The sequence below is a fragment of the Vibrio sp. YT-16 genome, from assembly GCF_033337405.1.
Lineage (GTDB): Bacteria > Pseudomonadota > Gammaproteobacteria > Enterobacterales > Vibrionaceae > Vibrio > Vibrio alginolyticus.
Genome location: NZ_JAWOQQ010000113.1, coordinates 1 through 1197, shown reverse-complemented (window position 1 = coordinate 1197; position 1197 = coordinate 1). Strand labels below are relative to the sequence as shown.

The 1197-nt window shown below is 41.5% G+C and carries 1 protein-coding gene; it reads left to right on the top strand.

Annotation, left to right across the window (positions count from 1 at the left end; translation table 11 throughout):
• The first annotated feature begins 215 nt into the window (after positions 1–215).
• On the top strand, positions 216–1172 hold the full coding sequence (locus R7F07_RS25110) for an IS110 family transposase (protein WP_318110651.1): 957 nt from the start codon (positions 216–218) through the stop codon (positions 1170–1172).
• Positions 1173–1197: the final 25 nt, after the last annotated feature.

Here is a 1197-nt window from a genome sequence, read left to right as displayed (position 1 = left end):
AACAGTTTGTATGGATAATAAGCACTCGACTCGGGTAAGGTGAGACCCAGACTTTAGCAGCAACTAAAGTTCTCTACGAAGCAGTTCGATTGAACACTGGCTCCTCGATTGAGAGACCGATAACAAACGTGAACACTTCGTAGAACTCCAAGCATAAACCTCGAATACTCGACTGGGTCTCGAACCCGCATTACGCAAGCATGAGTTAGCTTATTATGAATACAAATACCAAGCAAAGTATCAATGTCGGAGTTGATACGGGTAAAACACAATTAGATATTTACATCCGCCCTATCGATCACTTCTTCACTGTAGAGAACAACGAAAAAGGGATAGAAAAAGCAATTAAAGTCATCCAGCAATACCATCCAGAACGAGTCGTTATTGAAGCAACGGGAAGATTGGAAATGCCTTTTGTCCTCGCTTGCTCAGAGCATTCACTGCCTATTGTGAGAGCAAATCCTATTCACGTAAAACGTTTCGCAGGGGCTATTGGTCGTAGAGCAAAAAACGATCGCTTAGACGCTCAACTTATCGCTCACTACGCAGAAGCAATCAAGCCTACTATTCTTAATATAAAGCCTAAAAACATTCGATTAATGAGTGACTTAGTTATCCGACGAAATCAGCTCATGGGCATGCAAACGATGGAAAAGAATCGGCTGCAAATTTTACCCCAAAGTCTTCATTCAACGATAAAACCTCTACTCACTGCCTTAAAAAATCAGATCACTAAAATTGAGCAGAAGCTAGAAAAACTCATAGAAGAAAGCCCAGAATATCAAAGTAAGAACATCATTCTACAGAGTGTCCCAGGAGTGGGACCTATAGCAGCTGCATCTATCATAAGTAATGTCCCAGAATTAGGTTACATCACTAACAAGCAAGCTGCGTCCTTAATAGGAGTAGCTCCAATAACCAAAGAAAGTGGTCGATATAAGGGAAAGCGCGCAATACAAGGTGGGCGAGCTCAAGTACGTACTGTGTTGTACATGGCGATGATGTCGGCGATGCAATGTAATCCTGTATTTAAAACCACTTATGAACGATTACTCGCGGCAGGTAAACCTAAAAAAGTAGCCATCATAGCCTGCGTTAGAAAGATGGTGGTAATTCTTAATTCAATGCTAAGAGACGGCGTCATGTGGGATAAGAATCTCGTTAAAAACTAGCTATTGACGCCATACTCGTTTGTTA

Excerpts from the sequence above, each read along its gene's own strand:
- R7F07_RS25110 (WP_318110651.1), top strand. The coding sequence starts at position 216 with ATGAATACAAATACCAAGCAAAGTATCAATGTCGGAGTTGATACGGGT.